We start from the raw sequence: 18473 nt of genomic DNA on the forward strand, positions 1-18473 counted from the left end.
TCTCTTATTTCTTGCATTGCTAATTTACCTCCCAATCTATGTTCGTTTGTGACTCCCGGAGTTTTCTCGGGGCCACATAGTTTGGACAATTGGGGCGGGTAATTGTGCGATCTTCGTCACCCAAACTTTTCACTCCGCGGATTTCAGGCCGGCATCCGAGGGATCACGGTGTTAGAGACTGTGAAATCAGCCGGAGATCGGCTGGGGTATCAATATCTCTGATCCCATCGGGGAACGAGACTGCGTCACAATCGTCTGCAAACCGTTGGAACAATTGGCGCGCTCCGTGGTCTCCCTCCAGCGCCGTCAGGGCCGGATAGTAGTTGGCGGCGAAAAGCGCGGGAACGCCGAGGATTCCCGCATAATGCGATGCCACGATCCCGCAACCCGTCACCCTATGTGTCTCAAGGAGGCGGTTGATCAAATCGGCGTCCAGGCCGGGTTGGTCGCAAACCAACAACACCACACAATCCGGCATCAACGCCCGCTCCGCGATCACCGCCATGCCAGCGCGGATCGAACTGGAAAGACCCTCGGCCCATCGTGGGTTGTGCCGAACGGTGACGGGCATACCGGCGACCTCTGAAGCACATCGCTCGCCATGAGCTCCGGTCACTACGATGACGTTGCTACATCGTGAACTCAGAGCGGCTCGCGCCGCATGGCGCAGCAGCGTCTCCCCTCGAAAGCGCACCAACTGCTTGGGCGTGTGCAATCGGCTCGAGGTCCCGGCGGCCAGGATGAGGGCGGCAGCGTTCACGTCAGGACAGGCGATGCCAGCGCCGCTACTTCGGTGGCGTGAATCGGAGCGCGAGAGTCCCGCAGAAAGCCCGCGCGCCGACTGGCGAACACCGCCTTGATTTCCGCCAATATCGAAAGGGCGATTTCGTCGGGGGTATCGGCGCCGATGTTTAAGCCGATCGGGCTATACAGCGAAGCCAGGCTCGCCTCATCCAAAGCAGTGCCATAGGAGGTCAAGTCTCCGAGCAGGCTCTCGCGGCGATTGCGTGGGCCCAGCAATCCAAGATACGGCAGACGCAGGGGCAGGAGTCGCGCAAGATAGGCGAGATCGCGGCCGTAGTTGTGCGTCATGACGACGGCCGCTGTCCGTTGATCGAACGAGAGCGATACAATCTCCTCCGGACCGGCTGCATAAATCGAATAGCGGCCATCGACAGCCGGCGGAGATTGCGATGGATGAATTACGAGGGTCACCTTCCAACCCAGTTGCGCCGCGAATGCACAAACTGGGAGCGCGTCAGGACCAGCGCCAAAGACGTACAATTGCAACGGCGGACGCAATGGATGGAACAAAGCCTCGGAGCTCGCGCCATGCAGTTCGCAGCGGCGGGTCAGGATTCGGTCCGCTTCGAGCGCCGCCTGACCGCCTCGGATGATCGGTTCCCGGAAGCTCCGTCGCGGCGAGTGCATGAATGCCATCGGTGGAAATCGGATAAGAGCCAAACGAAATATCGCTGGGCTCATCGTCCCCGAAAAGAGTGGCACCAATGAGGGTCCGGCGTTGCTGAAAACATCCGCGCGCGGTGGAAAACAACTGCTCGGCGCTCTTTTCCGCGAAGGCCTCGACGAGGATCTCCACCGTGCCCCGGCAGCCCAGTTGGGCCCGCGTATCGAAAGCCAGCAGCTCAGGGCGGCCGCTGCGCAAAGTCTCGGCCGCGTGCTTCGAGACTTCCGCTTCCAGGCATCCCCCGCTCACCAGCCCGAACGTTTCCCCACTATCGTCGATCAACATTCGCGCCCCTGCCCGGCGATACGTCGAACCGGAAGTGCGGACCACGGTGGCCATGCTGAATCGGCGCGAACGGTGCTGTGACCAATGAGCAACGAGGCGGGCGAATTCACTCATGAGACGCGTGCTTCAGACCAGGAGTTTATCCAGGGTGATCGGCAAATCGCGGACGCGCTTGCCGGTTGCATGAAAGACGGCATTCGCGACCGCCGCCGCCGCGCCGGTAATCCCGATTTCTCCCATGCCACGACTGCCCATGGGATTGAAAGCGAAGTCCGGCTCGCCGACGAAATGCACCTCGATCGCCGGAATATCCGCATTCACCGGCACGTGGTAGTCGGCGAGGTTGCGGGTTGCAGGGAGTCCGGTCTGTCGATCGTAGACCGTGTGCTCCTCGAGCGCCATACCGATGCCCATGACCACACCGCCGAGGATCTGGCTGCCCCCGGTTTTGGGATTAATCACCCGCCCACAATCCATCACGCTCACAAAGCGACTGACTCGCACGGACAACAACTCGGGGTCGACGTTGACCTCGCAAAAATGCGCGCCAAAACTTTGAAAACCGAGCTTCTTGTTTTCCTCCTCTTTGATGCCGCCTTGCGCCTCGATCGATTTCAACCCCGCGCCATGGAGAATGTCGTCAAAAGAAACCGATTTGGAGCCGTCACCCAATCGACGTGCGCCGACGAGGGCTATCTTCTTCGCCTCGGCGCCGGCGAGCGGCGATTCTTTGTCGGCCAATGCGAGACCGGCCAATTTTTCGTGCAGCTTTTGGGCAGCGGCGACAATGGCCGAACCGACGGTGGCCGTCGAATTCGAGCCACCGGCCACGGGGCCATAAGGAAAATCCGATGAGCCGAGTTCGAAGACCACATCTTCAACCGGCACTCCGATGGCATCGGCGCTGATTTGAGTGAAGGCGGTATAGGCGCCCGTGCCGAGGTCATGCGAGGCGCACTTGACGATGGTCTTGCCGCCTGCGTGGAGTTGGATGTGCACGTCCGCGTCCCATTTCTTCGCCGGGTACGTCGCCGTGGCCATGCCCCACCCGATCGACAATCGACCGTCTTTCATGGAACCCGGTGCGTGCTGGCGCTTGTTCCAGCCAAACCGTTCCGCGCCGACCTCATAGCATTCGCGCAAATGCTTCGTGGACCACGGGACACCTTTGAGCGGATGGTTGGGCGAATCATTGACCAACCGCAATTGCAATGGGTCCATACCGAGGGCATAGGCAAGTTCATCCATGGCGCACTCGGCCGCATAGGTCCCCGGACACTCCCCGGGTGCGCGCATGAAGGAGGGTTGCGAGACATTGACCGTGTAGACGGTATGACTGAACTCAATGGCCGGAGCGTCGTAGAGAACGTTCGTGGAACCGATCCCGCAGGCCTCGACCCAAGCGCCGACCGGAGAAGTAAGCATCTCGCTCTTGTGGCGGATCGCTTGCAATTTGCCATCCCGGCTGGCCGCCAGCGCGATGGTTTGGAACGTCGGCGGCCGGTGCCCGGTGCCACTGAACATCAGTTGCCGCGTTACCTCAATGCGCACCGGTCGTTTCACGACGAGAGCCGCCATCGCCGCGGCAATCGTGTGGGGCCACACCGGGCCCTTGCAGCCAAAGGCGCCTCCGACGAACGGACAAATGATGCGCACATTTTCTCGAGGCAAATTGAAAGCCTGCGCCACCACCGCTTGCGCCCCCTTCACGTATTGGGTCGCATCGTAAAGCACGAGATGCTGCGCATCCGGCCACTCGGCAATCGTCGCGGAGCACTCCATTGGGTTATGCGTTTCCGTCGGCGTGGAGTAAGTCTCCTCGATCTTGACCAAGTCCGGTTTGGCCAGGGCAGCTGCGATCTCACCTTTGCGCTGTTGCAGCTTTTCTCCAATGCTCTCCTCCGGTTGTTTGGCCGTATCGGGAGCATCTTCCTTGGTCAGCGCGAATCGTTCCACCTCGTAATCCACGCGGAGCAAACCGGCCGCATATCGCGCCTCTTCGAAAGTGGTCGCGACGATCACCGCGATATACTGACCGGCATAGTTAATTTTGGCGTCCGAAAACGGAATGCGTTCCTCAATCCGAATTCCCCCGGAATCCTTCGCATTGGGTGGCTCGGTGAGCTTGGGAACATTCTGATGGGTCAGCACGGCCAATACTCCCGGTGCCTTTTCCGCGGTCGTGACGTCGATGGAGCGGATCGCCCCTTTCGCGATGGTGCTGCCCACCAGAAACCCGCAGGCCAGGTTCGGCGGCCTAAACTCGGCGGGATACCTGGCGGCGCCGGTCACTTTCAAGCGACCGTCCACGCGACTGAGCGGTTGGCCGATGGCATGGGGTTTCAACTCGGTAGACATAACAGCAGTTACGCAATTGCGGTCGCGACATTCAGAGCCCGAACGAGGCAACGTTTCGCCAGTTCGATTTTAAAGCGATTGAACTCATATCCTTTCGCCCCCGCGAGAGCCTCCTCAGCCGCTTTGCGAAAGACATCGGGAGTTGCTTCTTTGCCCTGCAATGCCTGCTCTGCCACCCTGGCGCGCCACGGTTTGTGCGCGACTCCTCCCAGCGCCACGCGGGCCCATTTGATCTGGTTGCCCTCGAGCTCCACGACCACACCCGCACTGACGAGTGCGAAAGCGTAACTGGCCCGGTCCCGGATTTTGAGATAATGCGATCGCGCTGACGAGGAAACCGGCGGCAGATCGACGGCAGTGATGATTTCATCCGGCGCGAGATTGGTTTCCTTCTCCGGCGTGTCGCCGGGCAAACGATGAAAATCCTCAAAGGCGATCTGGCGCTCCCCTTTTCCACTGCGCACCCGGATCACGGCTTCGAGCGCGGCCATGGCCACGCACATGTCGCTGGGATGGGCGGCAATACAATGTTCGCTCTGCCCGAGGATCGCGTGCATGCGGTTGTATCCCTGCAGCGCTCCGCAACCACTGCCGGGCCGCCGTTTGTTGCACTGCGAAAATGCCGGGTCGTAAAAGTAAGGACAGCGGGTGCGTTGTAAAAGGTTCCCGCCAGTGGTCGCCATGTTGCGCAATTGCGGACTCGCCCCTGCGAGCAGTGCCTCGCGCAACAGCGGATAATTCTTAATGACGAGCGGATGCTCGGCGGTGTCAGAGTTCCGGGCCAGGGCGCCAATGCGAATGCCTCCATCCGGAAGAGCTTCGATCTGTGCGAGCGGCAGACGATGGATGTCGAGCAATTGCGCCGGTGTCTCGACACCCATTTTCATCAAATCAATTAAATTGGTGCCGCCACCCAGCAGCTTCGCCTGCGGGTTGCCGGCCAGGTGCTGCGTGGCCTGGGCGAGGTCGGTCTCACGGGAATAAGTGAACGGCGTCATAAGGCAGCGGCTTTCTTTTCCCGAGCCTCGCGAATGGCGGCGACGATGTTCGTATAAGCTCCGCAGCGACAAAGGTTGCCGCTCATCCATTCGCGGATCTCGTCATCCGTGCGAGCGTGATCCTCCTTCAACAAAGCGACTGCCGAGCAAATCTGCCCTGACGTGCAATAACCGCACTGAAAGGCGTCGTGCTCGATAAAGGCTAGCTGAACGGAATGCAGAGCGGAATCCTGCGCCAGCCCTTCGATCGTCGTGATCTCGTCCCCTTCGTGCATCGCAGCCAGGGTGAGACAGGAATTAATGCGACGTCCATTGACCAGCACGGTGCAGGCGCCGCACTGGCCGTGATCGCAGCCTTTCTTGCTGCCGGTCAGTCCCAATCGATCGCGCAGGGCATCGAGCAAGGTGGTCCGCGAGTCGACCGCCAGCGCATGTTCGCTCCCATTGATGCGCAACTTGATGTCTATTTTTTGAGCGGCTTCGGGACGCCCCCGTCCGGGAGCGGTATCGATCGCATATGCTTCGTATTGCATAACAGCAGGAATGGCCGTGGCGCCCACGGCGGTCACCGCCACTCGAGTAACGAACTGCCGCCGGGTTTGCCCCGGCGCCTCAACACCTCCATCGTTCGGAGGAATCTCGGGGCAAGGCTCAGGCGAAGATTCACTCATAGGCTTGAAAAGTGATGCGAAGGCACGCAAGCAGCGCGCTGTTGTCGTTTCGGATCGCTGGGCCGGAATGGCTGCCGGCCCGATAATCACATCCTCCATTTACACTATTTCCCGTGACCACTCTGGCCACAACCAGCGGCGTCAAACCGCGCGAACGTGGGATATGCCTAAAGAAAAGACACTCAAACGTGCAACAAGGGATCGCCGGCAGGGAAAATCTGCCTCCACGCAAGCGGGTGAATTCGTCCGCGAAGAAATTGAGGAAATCCGGGCCGGAAAGCATGGAGCCCGCTCCACGAAGCAGGCCATCGCCATCGGACTCTCGAAAGCGCGCCGTGCCGGCGTGAAATTGCCGCCCCCGAAAAAGGGCAGCGTTTCCGCAGCCACCCGCCACAAGGCGGCGCAGGATTCCGCGAAGGGAAAGAGTCCCCGTCGCAAGCCGGTTTCCCGCATCCGCTCACGCGCCACAACGAAAGCACTGCAGCGGGAGGGAACTTCCGCCGCGTCAAAAAGCGCCCTTTCCCGACAAGCCCGCACGGCGGCTCGGCGACGCACCTCGGCCCAACGGTCGGCGTCCGCCAAAAAGGCGGCGCGGACGCGGGCCCGCCGGCGTTAGGGGCGATACGGGATTTCCCGATGATTCACTCAGGATATCTTCCGAGAGACGTTCGGATGTCGTCTGGCTAAGATGGATTCGCACCGGCGGGCTGGAGATGACCTCCGGAGGGAGTTAGTCGTTGCCCCTCATTCAAGCCCGCCGGTGCTTTTTTAAGCATCAGAACAATCTGATCATTTCCTCGGCAAAAGCGCGGTGACCATGGAGAGCAGGATTCCCAGGCAGCAGATTCCAAGAAAGGTTCGGTGCTTGTCGGTCCAAAGCTGCAGGCTGGTGTTGCAGGAGCGGCTATCGAAGCTCCCATGGGCGCCGTGATCGCCAGGCACCGGGTGAAACAAGTTATCCGGTTGATCGGGATCTTTCGGCTCATTCGTTTGCTGGCTGTCGAACCCGGTGCGACCCAGATAGTGATCCAAAAGACCGGGGAACCATTTGTTACCGACCACCGCTTCCACCGTCGGCAGGCCAACATAGATTTCCCGGCGGTCATGATGAGAGGCGAAGACGATCGCATCCGCCGCGACTTCCGGTTGATAGATCGGCGGCACCGGCTGAGCTTTGTTCGGCATTCGGCTTCTCACCCATCCAAATTGTGGCGTGTTCATCGCCGGCATCTGGACCATGCAGACCTTCACCCTGCTGTGGTCGTGCAGCAATTCACAGCGGAGCGAATCCATGAAGCCCTGGATGGCGTGCTTGCTGGCGCAATAGGCTGATTGCAGCGGAATGCCGCGGTAAGCGAGCGCACTGCCGACCTGGATGATGCGTCCTGAATTTCGCGGCAGCATGCGTTTCAGCGCGGCCAGCGTTCCATACACATACCCGAGATAGTTGACCTCGGTGACGCGCTTGTATTCTTCCGGTCGCATTTCCTTCACCGGCGAAAACACACTCGTCATCGCCACATTCACCCAGACATCGATCGGTCCCAAGGTCCGCTCTACTTCTTCCGCGGCGGCTTCCACGGCCTCCGCATCCGCGACGTCCACCGGTAGCGCCAGGGCGGATCCCCCAAGTTCTTCCACGTCGCGCTTCGCGCCGTCCAGTCCATCCTGGCCGCGAGCGATCAACCCGATGGAAGCACCTTCCCTGGCGAAGGCGCGAGCGGTGGCACGCCCGACGCCGGCGGAGGCTCCCGTGATCACAACCACCCGCGGTTTGGCTGAAGAGTTCATCAGCGCCTCCTCCCTCTCAGGAAGGAAATGAACGTGCTCACCAGCGCCAAAGCGGCGCCTCCCAGGATCGCCACTTCGAGCGGATTCAAGGCCGCGCGCTCCGGCTCACGGCCGGACTGCTCCGGAAGGACCCCAACCGGTCCGCGCGGTCCGCTGTCGAGAGCCATCTTCAAAACTTCCGCCGTGTGCAACGCGCGCCGCTCGGTGAGTTGCGCGATTTGTTCCCGGCACGAGAACCCATCGGCAATAATCAGCGTATCCGGCGAAGCGGATCGGACCGCGGGCAACAGCACCCGCTCCCCACAGGCAACCGACACATCATACTTCTCCTTTTCGAAACCAAACGAACCCGCCATGCCGCAGCAACCGGTGTCTGGCTTGTCCACCTCGAGGCCCATCTTCTCCAGCAGCTTCTCCTCCTGGGTTAACTTCATGATCGCCTTGTGATGGCAATGCCCGTGCAGCAAGGCGTGTCGCTGAAGTTTCGGCGGTTCGAAGCCCGGCGCATGTTTCATGAGATACTCCGCGAGAGTGAAAGTCTGCTGCTGGAGACGCCCGGCCTGTTCGCGATTGGGAAACATCCCATGCAATTCATCGCGGAAGACGGCGACACAGCTCGGCTCCAAACCAATGAGCGGCGTCCCGGCGTCGATCTCATCGCCCAGGCTTTCGAGGATATCCTGGAGCAGCTTTTTCGCGACGGTCAGCATGCCGAAATCGTAAAGCGGTCGCCCACAGCAAAGCATCCGTGGAGGCAGCACGACGTGGCACCCCGCCGCCTCCAGCACTTCCACCGCGGCGATGAGCGTTTCGGGGAAGAAGAAGTTATTGAAGGTGTCCGGCCAAAGAACCACCCGGACGCCCACGCGCGGCGGCGCCTGGCGTTGGGCAAACCATTCCCGGAATGTCTGCGCGGCAAACTTCGGCATCTGCCGCTGTTGCGCGATGCCGCCGAATATCTTGGCCAGCGTGGAGAACGGCGGGGTCTGGGTGAAGAAATTGACGAGCGTCGGCACTTTTGAGGCCAATCGTGCCCACCAATAGATCAATCCCATCGCGTACGCGGGGAGTGGACGCAGACGACCCTCATAATAGTGCGATAGAAACTCCGCTTTGTAAGTCGCCATGTCGACGTTCATCGGACAGTCGGACTTGCACCCTTTGCACGAAAGGCAGAGGTCCAGCGCCTCGTGGACCGCATCGTCCCGCCAGCCATTGCGGCCGATGACTTTGCCCTGGAGCATCTCGAAAAGCGAGCGCGCGCGGCCTCGCGTGCAGTGCTTTTCGTCGTGAGTCACCATGTAACTCGGGCACATCGTGCCCGCGGATTCGCGCCGGCATTTCCCCACCCCGACGCAACGTTCCAACGCGTAGGAAAAGCTGCCCTTGTCGTCGGGAAATTGGAAATGCGTCTTTACCTGCGGCGGATCGTAATGCTCGCCCAGACGGAGATTCTCATCGCGCCGATAGATGTGTCCCGGGCCGGCCACCTTGCCGGGATTCATCTGATTCGCCGGATCCCAGATCGCCTTGAACTGGCGGAAGGCCTCCACCAGTTCGTCGCCATACATGATGTTCAGGAACTCCGCACGCGACTGACCATCCCCGTGCTCGCCGGACATCGACCCGCCAAACTTCACGACCAGTTCCGCGGCCTCCCGCCCAAAGCGCTCATAGGCCCGCACGCCATCCGCTGTCTTCAGCGGAAAATCGATGCGGGTGTGCACGAGCCCCTGGCCGAAATGCCCGTAAAAAGTGCAGAGCCAGCCATACTTGTCGAGGAGCGCACGGAACTCCCGCAGATAGGGGGCGAGATTTTCCACCGGCACGGCGGAATCCTCCCACCCTTCCCAGGTATCCGGCTCATTCGGAACTCGCGCGGAAGCCGGCAGACCAGATTCACGCGCTTCCCAGATGTGCTCTTCCTTGAAGGGCGCATCATAAAGCCGGGAGGTCGGCGCATCCTTGCGGGCGCTGGACGCCGCGATGAAGGCCCGCGCTTTGACATCCGCTTCCTCTTTGGTTTCACCACCAAACTCCACCAGCAACCAACCCTTCCCCGGAGGGAAGAGTTCCAAGTCTTCCGGGTGCATATGCTTTTTCTTCATGCCGTCGACGAACTTGTCGTCGATCCCCTCCAATCCCACGGGGCGGAATTTCCGCGCAAACATTACGTCCTCCGCGGCGAGATAAATATCTGGATAGCCCAGCATGACCAGCGCGCGCATGGGCGGATTCGAAATCAACTGGAGCGTCGCGTCCAACACGAGAGTACAAGTCCCCTCCGTACCAGCCAGGGCGCGGGCAACATTGAAACCCTTTTCGGGCAGCAGTTCGTCGAGATTGAAACCGGATCCGCGGCGCAACAACTTCGGGAAACGGGTCCGAATGAGATCGGCGTAACGATCGCGCAAGGCTTTCAACTGCGCGTAAATGGCGCCACGCCGTCCACCCTCGCGAATGATGCTCTCCAGTTCCGCCTCGCTCGTCGGTCCCACGCGCATGCGCAGGCCATCGTAGGTCAGGATCTCCAGTTCCTCGAGATTGTCCGAGGTGCGCGGCCCGGTGCCGGAGAACTCCGCGTGCACGGAATGGACTCCGCAGGAGTTATTGCCGATCATCCCACCGATGCTGCACCAGGCATGCGTGGAAGGATCCGGACCGAAGCACAGCCCGTGGGTCTCCGTGGCCTTGTTGATGTCATCCAGAGGAATCCCCGGTTCGACACGCGCCAGTCTCTTCTCCGGGTCGATCCACTGAATCCGCCGCATGTATTTGGAAAAATCGAAGATGACGGCGACATTGCAGGTCTGCCCGGCGAGACTGGTGCCGGTGCCGCGGGAAAGAATCGGTGCTCCGTACTTTCGGCAAATCTCCGTCGCGGAAACGACATCACCGGCGTCGCGGGGCATGATCACGCCGATCGGGGTCTGCCGATAGTTCGAGCTGTCCGTGGCGTAAAGAGCGCGATCCCCTTTCGAAAAACGCACTTCGCCGGCGAGCGCGGCGCGCAGTTCCACCTCGAGTTGGGCAACATCGACTTCCACCGGCGGTGAATCGATCGGGTTTGCTACCTCGGGATCTCCGTTGCGAACGGCAGTGGGCGAATTCACGGTTTGCATAAATATTGGGCGGCGTCGGTATGCTTGAACTCCAGCCCCAGCCCGGGCCGGCTCACATCGGGATGAAGCGTTCCCTTCTGCGGATCGGATACACCCTCGAAAAGCAGGCGCTCGATCCGGACATGATCAAAAAAGTATTCGGCGTGGCGCAGGGCACTCACCGCACAGCCCACGTGGAGGTGCAGGGCCGGGGCGCAATGCGCCGAAAGCGGGACCTGAAAGGCATCGCACAGCGCACCCGCTTGCAAAAAGCCGGTGATGCCGCCACATCGCGTGACATCGGCCTGCAACACGTCCACCGCGCCCGCGGCCAGCATCCGGCGGAAGTAGAGGCTGTCGTAACCATATTCCCCCGCGGCGATTTCCATGCACGCCGGCGCGCGTCCCCGCATGAGGCGCAACCCTTCGAGATCGTCGGAGGAAACCGGTTCCTCGAACCAGCGAATATCGAAATCGGCGAAGACCTCCGCCTGCGCGAGGGCGTCCTTGAAAATGTAAGCACCGTTGGCGTCGACAAATAGCTGTGCCCGCGCACCGATCGCCTCGCGCGCATCGGCGATGCGTTGAAGGTCGGCTTCCGAATCCCGGCCGATCTTGATCTTCACCATGGAGATGCCCTTTTCCGTCCAACTCGCGAGCTGCTCCTGGAGTTGCTGTTTCGAATAGTTGCAAAAGCCTCCGCTGCCATAGATCGGGAGCGCCTCCCGGACCTGGCCGAGCAGCTGGACCAAAGACACACCGAGCAGCTTTGCCTTCAAATCCCAAAGCGCCGTGTCCACCGCGGAAATAGCAGTCGCACAAATGCCCCGACTGCCCAGATTGCGGACCGAGGAATGCGCCCGATCCCAAACGGCACGCACGTTCATGACGTCCGCGCCGAGGACCAATTCGCGCAGGGCGTGGTCAATGACCACCGCCGTACTGCGATCGGCGTAGGTGTAGCCGAGCCCGGTCTTTCCGCCCCCGACTAATTCCACGACTACCAGCGTCGTCTTTTTCCAACAATATGTCCCGTCACACTCTTCCGTCTCGGTCGGGATCGTGTAAGCCGCGACACGCAGGTCCTCGATCTTCGGGCTGCGCGGCGACGTATTCATCACCTCAGCTCTTGTGTGGGATGAGACTTTCCACCGCGTCCTTGAAAGCGCCTCGAATCATCGCCGGTGCGGACGTGTCCCGGATGAGTGACTCCGAGAATTTGACCGCCTGCTCGAAAGTAATGTGCGGTGGAAGCGGCGGCACTTCGGGATCGGTCAGCACCTCGTAAACCACCGGGCGATTCGCCGACAAGGCGCGGTCCCAAGCCGGTCCGATCTGATCCGGCTTTTCTACTCGAATCCCCTCCAGGCCGAGCAACTCCGCATAGCGAGCAAAGCCAAACTCCGGCACGATCTGCGACGGATTGTATTTCGGATCTCCCATCATCACGCGCTGCTCCCAGGTGACCTGGTTCAAGTCACGATTCGCGAGCACCAGGACGATGAGCCGCGGATCGCTCCAGTTCTTCCACTCGTGGGCGATGGTGACCAGTTCATTGATCCCATTCATCAACATCGCTCCATCCCCCACCAGTGCGATGGCGACGCGATCGGGGAAAGCAAACTTGGCCGCGATGGCGTAAGGCACGCCCGGTCCCATGGTCGCGAGATTACCGGAGAGCGAAGCCATCATGCCGCGACGAATCTTGATATCGCGCGCATACCAGTTGGCCGCGGAACCGGAATCCGAGGACAGAATGCAGCGGTCCGGCAAACGTTTGGACAACTCCCAAAAAACGCGTTGGGGATTGATCGGATTGGCGTCGTTCATCGCCCGCGCCTCGAGCACCTCCCACCACTCCTTGATCCCCTTCTCGATCCGCTCGCGCCAGGAGCGATCGGTCTTTCGTTTCAACAACGGAATCAAGGCGCGCAAGGTTTCGGCGCTATCGCCGATCAGGCTCACCTCCATCGGGAAACGGATGGAGACCAGCTTCGGATCGATCTCGATCTGCACCCCGCGCGCTTTTCCTTCCTGGGGCAGAAATTCGGAATACGGAAACGATGAACCGACCATGAAGAGCGTGTCGCACTCCATCATCAAATCCCAACTCGGCTTGCTCCCCAGCAACCCGATCGGGCCACAGCAATACGGGAGATCGTCGGGAATCACGGCTTTGCCGAGGAGCGCTTTCGAAACACCCGCGCCGAGCAAGTCCGCAACCTGGATGACTTCGTCCGTGGCGCCGAGCGCGCCGGCGCCCACGAGCATCGCCACTTTTTCCCCGGCATTGAGGACGTCAGCGGCGCGATGCAGATCTACATCCTTCGGAATGATGCGCGGCGAGGAGTATCCCGCACCGGAATGGACGGTCCCATGCTTGCGCGGAGGCGTTTCCATGGCCTCGAGTTCCTGCAGATCGTTCGGCAGGATGATGCAGGTCACCGTGCGCTCGGCCATGGCGATGCGAATGGAGCGATCCACCATGTGGCGAATCTGCGCCGGGGATATGGCCATTTGGGACGTAATGCCCGGGCCACATCCTTGAAGAGCGAAGTGAGATCCACTTCCTGCTGATAGTCGCCCCCCATCGCCGCGCGCGCCTGCTGCCCGACAATGGCTACGACTCCCGCGTGATCCATTCGCGCATCGTAAAGGCCATTCAAAAGATGGATCGCGCCCGGCCCGCTGGTCGCCAGACAGATGCCCACCTCGCCGGTGAATTTGTAGTGCGCGCAGGCCATGAAGGCGGCCATTTCTTCGTGGCGCACTTGAATGTAGTCGATTTTATCACCGGCGCGCGCGATCGCCCCGATGATGCCGTTAATCCCGTCTCCCGGGAAGCCGTAGATGCGCTTCAACCCCCACTCGGTGATGCGCTTGATCAGATGGTCGCTGACAGTTTCGCTCATGGAATTAAAATGGGTTATTCGTTGCAGGGAAAGGCGACGGTGCTGAGCAGCGCGTTCGCCGACTGGCGGGAATCGAGCCGGGTGTGCTGGACGACGACGGGGACATCGCTCTCGATCAAACTCGCGTACGGTGTATCGCGCGGGATCGGCTCCGGATCGGTGAGATTATTGAAGCGGACATGCAGTGTTCGGCGCGCGGGCACCGTGAGGCGATATGGCCCAACCGGTTCGCGCTTTTCGAAAAAAACGGTGATCAAGATATGGGCGTCGGTCTCCGCGGCGTTGAGGAAGCACGCGGCTTCGTGGCTCTCCATTTCAGGTTCAGGACCGTGGCTTTGGCCGGGAATATATCCCTCGGCGATGGCCCAACGTTTTCGACCGACGGCGAACTGGCTCATGCCCCTGTAGTTCGTCACAGGGCAAATGAGAGGATGTCTTTCGGCTTGTTGAATTTTTTGCCGCTTCGCTGTTTTAAGTGGGTGAAAGGGAGGGGAGGTGAAGTTGGAGGCGGCCGGCTTTAAGCAGAGCCATGAGGCGGAAGTTGCGGAAAGAACGAAAGCCGCGAGCCATGCGTTTGGCCAGTTGGAGCAGACCGTTGATCGCCTCGATTACGCCGTTGGTGACACGGGTTTCCAGGAAAGCCACGATCCCGTCCCAATGTTCCATGACGCTGTCGGCCAGTTTGCGAAAGGGGACCAATCGAGATCGTCTGGCACGAGTCACCCACCAGCGCAGGGCCACCGCATCTTCGCCGGCCAGCACGTCCTGGAAGGTTTCGCGCAACATCATGGCCCGGCCCAGTTTGGGATATTGGGTGCAGAGTTGCTGGCGGTGTGCGAGTTGTTCCTCCGAGCGCGTCCAACTGTTGCCTCGGATCGCCCAAAGTTCACCGGCCAGTTCGGCCCCTTCACGGCGCAGTTGCTTGCGCACGTCATCGAGTGCTTTGCCGGCCATCTGCATGAGATGAAAACGATCGAAAACGATCCGGGCCTTGGGCAGATATTGCCGCACTCCTTTGCGATAGGCCGGGCTCATATCCATGGCCACCAACTCGATCTGCTCGGGCACGGCGCCATGCGCCCCCAGTTCGCGGACAAAAGCGCCCACCGCCTCGCTCTCCCGGCCCTCGCTCAAGAAGAGCAGTTCCCGCGTCTGGGCATCCACGAAATTGGTCACATAGCGATGCCCACGCCGCGCACTGGTCTCATCGATCAGCAGCCGGCGCACTTGGGTCCAACTGCGCCGCGCCTGCGCCGCTTCCACATAGTGCGCCACTAAACGCCACAGGCGCGTGTCCTCTTCGCCCAAAAGTGCGCCCACTTCCAAGACCGGCATCTGGGTGCACAGCAGCATCGCCCAAGCTTCGAACATCAAGGTAAACCCACTGCCAGGTCGCGCCCAAGGCACCTCCACCTGCACTACCTTACCCTCCGGCGTCTTCACCCGCGGCACTCGGGCTACCAATTCGGTCTGGTATTGGAAAAAATTCAGATGCCGCCAGCTCTTCTCCACCGTGTCGTGCACCGGGCAAAGCAACTGATGCTCCGCTCCAGGTGCGCAAAATTTGCTCCCAGCCACAAAGTCCAGTTTGAGCGTTAAGCGGTGTGCTTCTTGGTCCAATTGGCAGTCGCTGACTTTCCATTCCGGGGTCAGTTGCAGCGCGAGCGTGAAGAGTTCCTTGGCATCCATTTCCCCCTATTGCCCCTCAATCCCAGCCCCTCGTCAATCTCCCGGTTCCTCACCAGCCGACCTCTGTTCCCCCTAGAGGAGGGGTTCGGGGAACCGTGGTTCCCTGATCCTCTTCCAACCCGCAACGCCGCCATCTTCCCACTCAAAATAGCGAGGAGCCAAAATTCCTTGGCCCGCGGCCCGGCCGAAGAGGAAGAAAGGGATGAAGGATGAAGGCGGAAGGATGATGATCCCGACTATAGTTTTCCCAGCGCTTTCCGTGATTCGGAATCGGTTTCCCAAACCGGCCTACCCCGCCTTCACCAGCGTCACGAGTTCTTGCAGGGAGGCGCGGGCGTCGCCGAAGAGCATGCGGCAGTTGTCGCGGACGAAGAGGCGGTTTTCGATACCGGCGAAGCCTTTGCCCATGGAGCGTTTGAGGACGATGACCATGCGCGCTTTCTCGGCCTCGATGATGGGCATGCCGTAGATGGGACTCGATTTGTCTTCGTGCGCGGCGGGGTTGACGACGTCGTTGGCGCCGATGACCAGGCAGACATCGACCCGCGGCATTTGCGGGTTGATCTGCTCCATCTCGATGAGCTGTTCGTAGGGCACATTGGCCTCAGCGAGGAGGACGTTCATGTGGCCGGGCATGCGGCCAGCGACGGGGTGAATGGCAAAGCTCACTTCGACGCCGCGCTGGGCGAGTTCATCGGCGAGCTGACGGGCCTGGTGTTGCGCCTGCGCGACGGCGAGGCCGTAGCCGGGGACGATGACGATGTGTTGCCCGAGGCCGAGAAGCAGCGCGGCTTCATCGGCCTGGATCGGCTTTACCGTCCCGCCGCTGGCGGTTTCGCCACCGGCACCGGTGCTCGCCTGGCCGAAGGCGCCGAAGAGCACGTTGGTCACCGGGCGATTCATCGCCTTGCACATGGCGAGGGTGAGCAGCGTGCCGGAGGAACCGACGATCGTGCCCGCGACGATGAGGGCGAGATTGGAGATGGCGAACCCATCCGCGGCGACGGCGAGACCGGTGAAGGAATTGAGCAGTGAGATGACCACCGGCATATCCGCACCGCCGATGGGCAGGACCATCAGCCCGCCGAAGAGCAGCGCGAGGACGATGAAGACGACGAAGAGCGGGATGCTATGCAGCGTGCTGGTGAGGAGGACGCCGAGCACGACGACGGCCAGCACCAATCCGCCATTGGCAAATTGCTGGCCGGGATAGGTGAGCGGTTTCTCCAGATGTCCCTCGAGCTTGGCGAAGGCGATGATGCTGCCGGAGAAAGAGACCGCACCGATGACCGAGGCGAAGATCATCGCGGAGACGAAGAAGGTGCTGCCGGGATGACCGGCGAATTCAATCGCCGCGACCAGCGCCGCAGCGCCACCACCGGCGCCATTGAAGAGCGCGACCATCTGCGGCATGGCCGTCATCTTCACGCGATACGCGCCGACCGCGCCAACGATCAGACCGACGAGCACACCCACGACGATGAGCGTCGCATTGACCGCCGAGACGTGCATGAGCGGCAGCGTGGCCACGAGCGCGATGAGCATGCCCACCGCGGCCACGAGATTACCCGCCCGCGCGCTCTTCGGCGAGCTGAGCAGCTTGATGCCGATGATGAAGAGGACCGACGCGGCGAGGAAGGCGAGGGCGATCGGCGTGCTCATCGCTTTTTCTTCCGGAACATTTGCAACATGCGATCCGTGACCATAAAGCCGCCGAACACATTGGCCGCGCCGAGGACCACGGCCACGAAGCCGAGCACGCGCTCGAGGGTGCCGTCCGCGCCGGCCAGCGCGAGCATGCCGCCGACGAGGATGATGCCGTGAATGGCATTTGTCCCCGACATGAGCGGCGTGTGCAGCATCGAGGGCACCTTGAAGATGAGCTCGAAGCCGAGAAAGATCGCGAGGATGAAGACGAAAAAGGTGAGGACTTCGACGCTCATGAGGTTGCGAGGGAGGCGAGTTTTTCGTTCACGATTTTTCCGCCGTGGGTGACAACGCAGCCCTTGATGATCTCGTCGTCGAAATTCAAGCGCAGCACCTTCGCCTCGCGGTCCCAGAATTCCTCGAGCAGCGCGGTGACATTGGCCGAATACATCTGGCTGGCATGCACCGGCACACAGGCGGGCAGGTTGGGCAGGCCGACGATCTTCACTCCGCGACGATCGGCGATCCGCCCAGCTTCCACGCCCTCCACATTGCCGCCGTTCTCCACTGCGAGGTCTACGACCACGCTGCCGGGGCGCATGGCATCGAGCATCTCGCTCGTCACCAGGATGGGCGCGCGGCGGCCGAAGACCTGCGCGGTGGTGATGACGATATCGGACTCCGCGCAGACGCGTTTCATCGCCGCGCGCTGGAGCTTGAGCTGCTCCTCGGTGAGCACGTTGGCGTAGCCCTGCGCGGTCTGGCCGGTCTCGCCGAGATCGATCTTCAAAAAGCGGGCGCCGAGCGAGCGCACCTGCTCCTCTGTCACCGGGCGCGTGTCATAGGCTTCCACCTTGGCACCGAGCCGTTTCGCCGTGGCGATGGCCTGCAACCCCGCCACACCCGCGCCGATGATGAACACGCGCGCAGGCATGATCGTCCCCGCCGGGGTCATCATCATCGGGAAAATCTTGTCCGACTGCTCCGCGGCGATGATCACGGCCGCGTAACCCGCCAGGCTCGCCTGCGAGGAAAGCACATCCATCTTCTGCGCGCGAGTGGAGCGCGGGATCAGTTCCATGCTGATCGCGCTCACGCCGCTGGCCGACAGCTTGGTAATGAGGGCGGGCGAGAGAAAGGGATCGAGCAACCCGGCCAGTACCGTGCCCCGGCGCAACGTGGCGACTTCCTCACCGGAAAGTTTGCGCACCGTGACCACGATATCCGCCGCGGCCAGCAGCTTCGCGCGGTCCGCAACCACCGTCGCCCCCGCCGCCGTGTAAGCTTCATCGCGATGTCCCGAGCCGAGCCCCGCGCCCAATTCCACTTCCACACACGCCCCCAGTTTCACCAATTTCGCCACGTGCTCCGGGATGAGCGCCACACGCGTTTCCCCCGCCTGAGTTTCCTTGGGAACAGCAACCGTGGTCGTCACAAGAAGCAACGCTCCGAGGGAGAAATGCAGTTTGCTCGGACGTGGTCGCGAAGGCCGTGCATGAGGGTTGGTTCGCGATACTATCGGTTCCCAACGCCGTGTCAGTTGCGTTTTTTAT

At 61.1% G+C, this 18473-nt stretch carries 15 protein-coding genes and 1 pseudogene; 1 reads left to right on the plus strand and 15 read right to left on the minus strand.

The features are described from left to right. Positions 1-163: 163 nt before the first annotated feature. From CFE428DRAFT_RS34970 to CFE428DRAFT_RS05670, 6 genes are read right to left on the minus strand one after another with little or no spacing between them, the layout of a single operon-like run. Complete coding sequence (locus CFE428DRAFT_RS34970; RefSeq protein WP_042724492.1) at positions 164-760, minus strand: nucleotidyltransferase family protein; 597 nt, start codon at positions 758-760, stop codon at positions 164-166. Next, on the minus strand, positions 757-1314 hold the full coding sequence (locus CFE428DRAFT_RS35410; protein ID WP_237705440.1) for an XdhC family protein: 558 nt from the start codon (positions 1312-1314) through the stop codon (positions 757-759). The genes CFE428DRAFT_RS34970 and CFE428DRAFT_RS35410 overlap by 4 nt, the downstream gene beginning before the upstream one ends. Then, on the minus strand, positions 1259-1867 hold the full coding sequence (locus tag CFE428DRAFT_RS33035; protein WP_006978503.1) for an XdhC family protein: 609 nt from the start codon (positions 1865-1867) through the stop codon (positions 1259-1261). The genes CFE428DRAFT_RS35410 and CFE428DRAFT_RS33035 overlap by 56 nt, the downstream gene beginning before the upstream one ends. 12 nt (positions 1868-1879) lie before the next feature. Continuing rightward, positions 1880-4111 carry a xanthine dehydrogenase family protein molybdopterin-binding subunit gene (locus CFE428DRAFT_RS05660; protein WP_006978504.1) on the minus strand — a complete coding sequence of 744 codons (2232 nt, stop codon included), beginning with the start codon at positions 4109-4111 and terminating at the stop codon, positions 1880-1882. 8 nt (positions 4112-4119) lie between these two features. Then, the gene (locus CFE428DRAFT_RS05665; protein WP_006978505.1) at positions 4120-5109 is read right to left on the minus strand and encodes an FAD binding domain-containing protein; all 990 of its coding nucleotides are present in this window, start codon (positions 5107-5109) and stop codon (positions 4120-4122) included. After that, on the minus strand, positions 5106-5642 hold the full coding sequence (locus CFE428DRAFT_RS05670; protein WP_006978506.1) for a (2Fe-2S)-binding protein: 537 nt from the start codon (positions 5640-5642) through the stop codon (positions 5106-5108). The genes CFE428DRAFT_RS05665 and CFE428DRAFT_RS05670 overlap by 4 nt, the downstream gene beginning before the upstream one ends. Positions 5643-5943: 301 nt before the next feature. Here CFE428DRAFT_RS05670 and CFE428DRAFT_RS40960 point away from each other — a divergent pair, with 301 nt between their 5' ends. After that, the gene (locus CFE428DRAFT_RS40960; RefSeq protein WP_083804997.1) at positions 5944-6396 is read left to right on the plus strand and encodes a DUF6496 domain-containing protein; all 453 of its coding nucleotides are present in this window, start codon (positions 5944-5946) and stop codon (positions 6394-6396) included. A 173-nt stretch (positions 6397-6569) separates the two neighbouring features. Here the strand turns inward: CFE428DRAFT_RS40960 and CFE428DRAFT_RS05680 are convergent, their stop codons facing one another. The 9 genes and pseudogenes from CFE428DRAFT_RS05680 to CFE428DRAFT_RS05720 form a co-directional block, all read right to left on the minus strand. Next, positions 6570-7571 carry an SDR family oxidoreductase gene (locus CFE428DRAFT_RS05680; protein WP_006978508.1) on the minus strand — a complete coding sequence of 334 codons (1002 nt, stop codon included), beginning with the start codon at positions 7569-7571 and terminating at the stop codon, positions 6570-6572. Next, positions 7571-10693: an FAD-binding and (Fe-S)-binding domain-containing protein gene (locus CFE428DRAFT_RS05685; protein WP_006978509.1), complete on the minus strand. Its 3123-nt coding sequence runs from the start codon at positions 10691-10693 to the stop codon at positions 7571-7573. The genes CFE428DRAFT_RS05680 and CFE428DRAFT_RS05685 overlap by 1 nt, the downstream gene beginning before the upstream one ends. Further along, positions 10681-11790 carry an enolase C-terminal domain-like protein gene (locus CFE428DRAFT_RS05690; protein ID WP_006978510.1) on the minus strand — a complete coding sequence of 370 codons (1110 nt, stop codon included), beginning with the start codon at positions 11788-11790 and terminating at the stop codon, positions 10681-10683. The genes CFE428DRAFT_RS05685 and CFE428DRAFT_RS05690 overlap by 13 nt, the downstream gene beginning before the upstream one ends. Positions 11791-11794: 4 nt before the next feature. Beyond that, positions 11795-13584: pseudogene (locus tag CFE428DRAFT_RS05695) on the minus strand (thiamine pyrophosphate-requiring protein). 14 nt (positions 13585-13598) lie between these two features. Then, positions 13599-13982, minus strand: a complete 384-nt coding sequence (locus CFE428DRAFT_RS05700; protein WP_042724495.1) for a sensory rhodopsin transducer — start codon at positions 13980-13982, stop codon at positions 13599-13601. A 73-nt stretch (positions 13983-14055) separates the two neighbouring features. Beyond that, complete coding sequence (locus tag CFE428DRAFT_RS05705; protein WP_006978514.1) at positions 14056-15273, minus strand: ISL3 family transposase; 1218 nt, start codon at positions 15271-15273, stop codon at positions 14056-14058. 288 nt (positions 15274-15561) lie between these two features. Beyond that, positions 15562-16935 carry an NAD(P)(+) transhydrogenase (Re/Si-specific) subunit beta gene (locus CFE428DRAFT_RS05710; RefSeq protein WP_006978515.1) on the minus strand — a complete coding sequence of 458 codons (1374 nt, stop codon included), beginning with the start codon at positions 16933-16935 and terminating at the stop codon, positions 15562-15564. After that, complete coding sequence (locus CFE428DRAFT_RS05715) at positions 16932-17216, minus strand: NAD(P) transhydrogenase subunit alpha part 2 (protein WP_006978516.1); 285 nt, start codon at positions 17214-17216, stop codon at positions 16932-16934. The genes CFE428DRAFT_RS05710 and CFE428DRAFT_RS05715 overlap by 4 nt, the downstream gene beginning before the upstream one ends. Next, positions 17213-18355, minus strand: coding sequence for an NAD(P)(+) transhydrogenase (Re/Si-specific) subunit alpha (locus CFE428DRAFT_RS05720; RefSeq protein ID WP_006978517.1), 1143 nt, complete (start codon positions 18353-18355; stop codon positions 17213-17215). Before CFE428DRAFT_RS05720 ends, CFE428DRAFT_RS05715 begins: the two co-directional genes overlap by 4 nt. Positions 18356-18473 lie beyond the last annotated feature (118 nt).

Source organism: Chthoniobacter flavus Ellin428 (genome assembly GCF_000173075.1).
In the GTDB taxonomy this organism is placed as follows: domain Bacteria; phylum Verrucomicrobiota; class Verrucomicrobiia; order Chthoniobacterales; family Chthoniobacteraceae; genus Chthoniobacter; species Chthoniobacter flavus.